This is a genomic window from Luteibacter sp. KNZ12-1A (genome assembly GCF_056755675.1).
Genome location: NZ_JBPGXU010000157.1, coordinates 1 through 6,084, shown reverse-complemented (window position 1 = coordinate 6,084; position 6,084 = coordinate 1). Strand labels below are relative to the sequence as shown.

The window sequence follows — 6,084 nt, the reverse complement described above, 5'->3', positions numbered from 1 at the left end:
CGCGAATCCCGCATTATCGCATGGAAGGCCGACCCCCCCCCAGCGGCGGCCCGCCGGGCCTCAGCGCTCGCTGGGGACGGTGACCCCGACGAAGCGGGTGGAATCGTCGCGACGGACCAGCAGCATCGCCGTATCGCCGGGCTTGATGCCCTTCACGGCATCGCGGAAGGCGGTGGCGCTGCCGACACGTTTCTGGTTGACCATGAGGACCACGTCCCCCGGCTGCAGGCCGGCACTCGCCGCGGCGCGCCCGGTGATCCGGCTGACCACGACGCCCTCGCCCGCCTTCAGGCCGAGTTCCGCGCGGGCCGAGGCATCGATGTCCTGCACCGACATGCCCAGGGCCGCGGCCGAACCGCCGGCCGATCCTTCGTCGCCACCGGCCGCGGCGGCCAGGGCGCTCTTGTCGCGCGGCAGCTCGCCGACCTTGACGTCGAGCACCTGCTTCTTGTGGTCGCGCAGGATCTCCACCTTCGCCATGGAACCCGGCTTGGTGATGCCGACCAGGGGCGGCAGGTCAGGCGACTGGGTGATCGGCGTGCCGTTGAACGAGAGGATGACGTCGCCCTGCTTGATACCGGCCTTGTCGGCGCCGCTTCCAGGGGTGACCTGCGCCACGAGGGCGCCGTTGGCGTCGGGAAGGTCGAGATTCTTCACGAACTGGTCGACAGGCTGCACGGTGACGCCGAGCATGCCCCTCGACACATAACCCTTCTCCTTGATCTGCTGCACGACGTTCATCGCGACATCGATCGGGATCGAGAACGAAAGGCCCTGGTAACCGCCCGACGTGGAGTAGATCTGCGAGTTCACGCCGATGACCTGGCCCTGGAGGTTGAACAGCGGCCCACCCGAATTGCCGCGATTGATCGGCACGTCCGTCTGGATGAAGGAGGTATACGGCTGGTCGCCGCTGCCGAGGTTGCGGCCGACGGCACTGATGATGCCGTGGGTCACGGTGGCGTCCAGGCCGAACGGCGAGCCGATGGCGAGGGCCCACTGGCCCCGCTTCACGCTGCGCGAATCGCCGATGGCGACCGTAGGCAACGCACCGCCGTCCACTTTCAACAAGGCGATGTCGTACTGGGGATCCTTGCCGACGACCTTCGCGGTGAAAGTGCGGCGATCCTGCAGGCGGACCTTCACCTCGTCGGCGTCGTCGACGACATGATCGTTGGTGAGGATGTAGCCATCCGCGGAAATGATGAAGCCCGAACCCAGCGAGGTCTGCTCACGCGGTGGCATGGGCATGCCCGGCATGCCGAAGAAGCGCCGCAGCAGTTCTTCCTGGTCGTCGGGAGCCGCGTCGGGGCCGCGCGCCTTGCGGGCCGCGCCCGTGGTCTTCGCCTCCACGTGAACCACGGCGGGCGCGTTCTTTTCGACGATGCCAGTGAAATCCGGTAACGATTGCGCCTGCGCGCCCGCCGTTACCAAGAGCAGTGCGCCACCGAGTAGCGCGCGTGCATGCCAGAGAGCCATCGATTTCCTCCTTTTTACCTAACCACGGCTGCCCGTGCGAGGAATGACCCCGCACGTATCGTTACTGGAACCTCAGAGAGTAAGCGCGCCTGGGGACGTCAGGCGCGCGTGGAACATGCGGCCGCGGCTCAACGAGCCTGCGGCACGGCGACCGGCTGCACATACCGGGTACCGTCGGGACGGACCATCAGCATATAGCCATTGCCTTCCGGGGCTGTGGCGGCCCGGGCGCGTTGAATCTGATAAGGCGTCGAACGCGGCAGATAGGCCGCGGCTCCGCCGTCTTCCGAACTGTCGAAGGCGGCCTTCTGGGTGAACTGGGATGCCATGCTGCCACCGCTGAGCCACTGCGGCGCGACCGGTGCCGCGGCAGGCGCGGGCGTGGCATCGGCCACCGGGGAATCTCCGACCGTGGGTGCGTGCTGGGCGATATCCGCCGTGCCCGGGCGGTTGCCGGCGGGCTGGGAGATCATCAACGCGGCGACCGCGACACTGGCGGCGATGGCGCCACCCGCCGACCACTGCAACCAGCGGCGGCGCGGGGCGGCCGCGGCGACGGACTCCGCCTCGATGGCCGCCATGACCCGGCTGGCGAAATCGCCGGAGACCAGCGGCGCGCCCTGCTTGCGCAGACCGTCACGCGCCACGTGGAAGCGCGCCCACGTGTCGGCGAGGACCGGATCGGCCTCGAGACGACGTAGCAGGAAGCGGATTTCCTCCCGTGACAGCTCTCCATCCATACCGGCGGAGAGAATTTCCCGATTGGCTTCGCTCATGGGTTGTGGTCCTCGCGGTCGGACAACAGCGGCCGCAGTTTCTGGTCGATGGCTTCACGAGCCCTGAAAATACGCGAACGGACGGTTCCGATGGGACAGTCCATGATGACGGCAATCTCCTCGTAGCTCTTGCCATCCACCTCGCGCAGGGTAATCGCGGCCCGAAGCTCTTCGGGCAAGGCTTGGACAGTGGAAAACACCGTTTGTTCCACCTGTTCGCGCATCATTTCGCGCTCGGGGGTGGCGCTTTCGTGCATCCGGGTGGCCCCCGGCACGTAGACGGCGTCCTCGATGTCGATATCGCCGGTGGGCGGGCGGCGGCCCATGGCCACCAGGTGGTTCTTGGCCGTGTTCACGGCGATCTTGTACAGCCAGGTATAGAAAGCGCTCTCGCCGCGGAAGGACTTCAACGCGCGCCACGCGCGCACGAAGGCCTCCTGGGCGATGTCCTCGCACTCGGTCCGGTCGTGCACGTAGCGCGAGATCAGCGCGATGACCTTGTGCTGGTACTTGCGGACCAGCAGGTCGAAGGCGCGGCGATCCCCTTGCTGCACCCGTTCGACAAGTGCTTGATCCAATTCGTTTTCGCCCATCCGGGCCGTCTCCTCAACTCTATCGGGGCCAGTCGCGGGCGCAGCTGAGACATGCGGGCGCCGTGCAAGTTCATTGTGGACGGTCCGGGGTCGTCCCCACGGGGAGACATGCGGGCCCGAACCGGGACCTCAAGCGGAGCCCCACTCCCACAGGGTATCAGGCCGGGATGGCCTGCCCTTCGCTCACCAGGCGTTCGCGCTCGGCCAGCAGCTTCTCGAAGCTGGGCACGGGCAGCGGCCGGCAGAACAGGTACCCCTGCAATTCGTCGCAGCCGTTCGCACGCAGGAACTGCAGGTGCTGCTCGATCTCGACGCCCTCGGCCACCACCCCGCGCTTGAGCCGGTGGGCCATGTCGATGGTGGCGCGGACGATGGCTTCGTCGTCGGGGTCCACGCCGATATTGCGGACGAAGCTCTGGTCGATCTTGATCCGGTCGGCCGGCAGCCGGCGCAGGTAGTCGAGCGAGGCCGCGCCGGTGCCGAAATCGTCGATGGCGATGCCGCAGCCCATCGCATGCAGCGCGTCGAGCGTCTCGACCAGGTGCGGCACGGTCTTCACGCTGATGCTTTCCGTGACCTCGAGCTCGAGTTGCCGAGGATCCAGCCCCGTGTCCTGGAGCGCGGAGGCCACGACGGCCGCGAGGTTCTGCTGCATGAGTTGCACCGCCGACAGGTTCACGCCGATCCGCAAGCCCAGCCCGTATCGCGCCTCCCATGCCCGGGCCTGCGCGCAGGCCGTGCGCAGGACCCACTCGCCGATCGGCACGATCAAGCCACTCGCCTCGGCCAGCGGGATGAAGAACGCCGGGCTGATCATGCCCAGTTCGGGATGTTCCCAGCGGACCAGCGCCTCCATGCCGATGATGTCCTCGGTGACGGCATCGACCTGCGGCTGGTAGAACACGCGCAGTTCGTCGTTGCGTACCGCGTGGCGCAGGCGAACCTTCAACTCGGCCTGCTGTTGCTGCGCGGCATCCACGTTGGCGGCGTAGATCTGGTAGTTGTTGCGGCCCAGGCTCTTCGCGCCGTACATCGCCTCGTCGGCATGGCGCAGGAGCAGTTCGCCCTCGACGGCGTCATCGGGAAAGAACGAAATGCCGACGGAGATGGTCGCCTGGAGTTCGGAACCGTCCTCCAGCGACAACGGCACCTCCATGGCCTGCACGATTTTTTCGGCGATGCGCAGCACGTCGTCGCGCTTGATGATATGGCGCAGGATCAGGGTGAACTCGTCTCCCGCATAGCGCGCGACGGTGTCGGAGGCACGCACGCTGGCGCGCAGGCGCTTGGCCAGGGCGGTGAGCACCTGGTCGCCCACGCCGTGGCCCAGCGTCTCGTTGATGCCCTTGAAGCGGTCGAGGTCGACCAGCAGCGTGGCGAAGCATTCGCCCGTACGTTCCGCTTCGCGGATCGTGGTCTCGAGCCGGTCGTTGAAGAGCAGCCGGTTCGGCAGTCCCGTGAGCATGTCGATGAGCCCACGTACCCGGCCTTGCTCACGCGCACGGCGCAACTCGAGTGCGGAGGCGAAGCGGGCGGTGGCCGCACGCAACGCGGGCCCGAGGACACGTGCATCGCCCCCCGGCCGCCGGCGGCCGGCGAGCAAGGCGCCGAGCACGCTGCGGCGCTCGTCCAGGAGGGGCAGCAATACGTAGGAACGCAGGCCCAGCGCGTCGATGAGGGGATCGGTCGCCGGTGCGTCCTCGCCGGTACCGAGCCGCGACAGCGTCTCGCCGCCCAGGCATACCTTGAGCAACGGCAGGTCGGAGGCGTCGGGCCACTCGACGGGACCAGGCCCGTTCCATATCCGCGCCAGCACCTCGGGGCCGTATTCACTTTCGGGAAGTGCCGCCCACACGGCCACGACATCGAGTTCGAGGGCATCGGCGAGCATCGCCGCGGCCTCGCCCATCCCTTCGTCGTCACTGGAACAGGCGTCCAGCACGGCGAGCAGGGACAGTGCGCGCTCCGCCATGTCCACCGCGCGCATGTCGCGGAAACCGACGGCGACGCGGTGTTCGCCACGGTCGAGGATATGGCGAACGTCGACCTCGCCCCCTATCTCGCCGCCGTCACGACGGCGCAGGGTGCAAGCCAGGCCGTCGCCGTCGGGCACCGGCCATGCCGTGCCGTCCGCCATCGTGAACATCTCCGCCAGCAGGCGCCCTTGCACGGGCCCGTCGCCGGCGAAGAGCCGGTCCATCGCCGCACCGCTCTCGACGACGCATCCGCCGGGCGTCGAGGCGATCACCCAGGCCGCGCCGGCATCGAAGGCGAAGCGCCAGTCCGGCGGTTCGGGACCGGTCACGGGTGCCGGCCCACGAACGGCCGCGCGCACCCGTTGCGCCAGCTCGACACCGATGGCGCCTTCACGCAACCAGTCCACGGCGCCATCCGGCGCCACGCCCGGATGGTCGTCGACGACATGGACGACCGGTACCGAGGCATATCTCGGCGAGGCGCGCAGGATGCGCAGGCCCTGGGCCATGTCCGCGCTGCCATCCGCGCCGAACACGGCCACGTGCAAGGGCGGTGCGTCGGCGAGCAGCGCTTCCAGCTGGGAGGCATCGCGCGCGCTCAGCAGCACGAAGTCGCCGTCCATGTCGAGCGCATCGAAGACCGCACGGCGGATATCCCGCCGCGGCGTGAAGATGAGCACGCCGATGGATTCCTTCATGCCAGCCATCCGCTCAGACCACCCAGCGGCCGTCGCGCAACCGGGGTGCCGCCGAGCGCGCGTGCCAGTCGGCTTCCACGCGCACCACGTCGTTCTCGAAGGTGGCGAGCAGGCTGGGGCTCGCGCCGAGCAGCACGACCCGGCGCACGTGCCCGGTCTGCGCGCGCGAAAGTTGCCGTAAAAGTGCACCGTCGGTGGCGCTGGGCACGCCGGCGGGCATGTCGAGGAGGTACACGCCGAAGTGGAGGCTCTGCGAGATGTAGCGCAGGGCGTCACCCAGGCGCAGGCAGCCCGGCACGCGCATCTGCGCGTCGCGCAGGCTCACCAGCCCCTCGGCATGGCGCCACAGGTAGACGGCCTGTCCGGTGCGCCGGGCGACCAGGCGGAATTGCTCGACCAGCAGGGCCGGGTCGTTCGTCTTCAGGGCGACCAGCGGTCCCGAGGCCGACAGAATGCGGTCGAAGACATCGTTTCCTACGTTGGCATCCACGGACATCGGCGGTCGATCGGCTTGAGTGGCGCGAAGTATCCGCCCATCCCCGGCCCCGCGCCAGCCGTCTTC

General features: G+C 68.3%; 5 protein-coding genes. All 5 read right to left on the bottom strand.

Annotation, left to right across the window (positions count from 1 at the left end; all coding sequences use genetic code 11):
• Window positions 1-60: 60 nt before the first annotated feature.
• Window positions 61-1,479: a DegQ family serine endoprotease gene (locus ACR9ZJ_RS18690; RefSeq protein WP_481288606.1), complete on the bottom strand. Its 1,419-nt coding sequence runs from the start codon at window positions 1,477-1,479 to the stop codon at window positions 61-63.
• Between the two features lie 128 nt (window positions 1,480-1,607).
• Entirely contained in the window at window positions 1,608-2,255 is a 648-nt protein-coding gene (locus tag ACR9ZJ_RS18685; protein ID WP_481280051.1) for a sigma-E factor negative regulatory protein, read from the bottom strand.
• Complete coding sequence (rpoE, locus tag ACR9ZJ_RS18680) at window positions 2,252-2,848, bottom strand: RNA polymerase sigma factor RpoE (RefSeq protein ID WP_306846319.1); 597 nt, start codon at window positions 2,846-2,848, stop codon at window positions 2,252-2,254. The genes ACR9ZJ_RS18685 and rpoE overlap by 4 nt, the downstream gene beginning before the upstream one ends.
• A 157-nt stretch (window positions 2,849-3,005) precedes the next feature.
• Entirely contained in the window at window positions 3,006-5,522 is a 2,517-nt protein-coding gene (locus ACR9ZJ_RS18675; protein ID WP_481288605.1) for a putative bifunctional diguanylate cyclase/phosphodiesterase, read from the bottom strand.
• Between the two features lie 13 nt (window positions 5,523-5,535).
• Window positions 5,536-6,084 (bottom strand): hypothetical protein (locus tag ACR9ZJ_RS18670; protein WP_481288604.1); only part of this gene is annotated, 549 nt, incomplete at its 5' end.

Excerpts from the sequence above, each read along its gene's own strand:
- ACR9ZJ_RS18690 (WP_481288606.1), bottom strand. The coding sequence starts at position 1,479 with ATGGCTCTCTGGCATGCACGCGCGCTACTCGGTGGCGCACTGCTCTTG.
- ACR9ZJ_RS18685 (WP_481280051.1), bottom strand. The coding sequence starts at position 2,255 with ATGAGCGAAGCCAATCGGGAAATTCTCTCCGCCGGTATGGATGGAGAG.
- rpoE (WP_306846319.1), bottom strand. The coding sequence starts at position 2,848 with ATGGGCGAAAACGAATTGGATCAAGCACTTGTCGAACGGGTGCAGCAA.
- ACR9ZJ_RS18675 (WP_481288605.1), bottom strand. The coding sequence starts at position 5,522 with ATGAAGGAATCCATCGGCGTGCTCATCTTCACGCCGCGGCGGGATATC.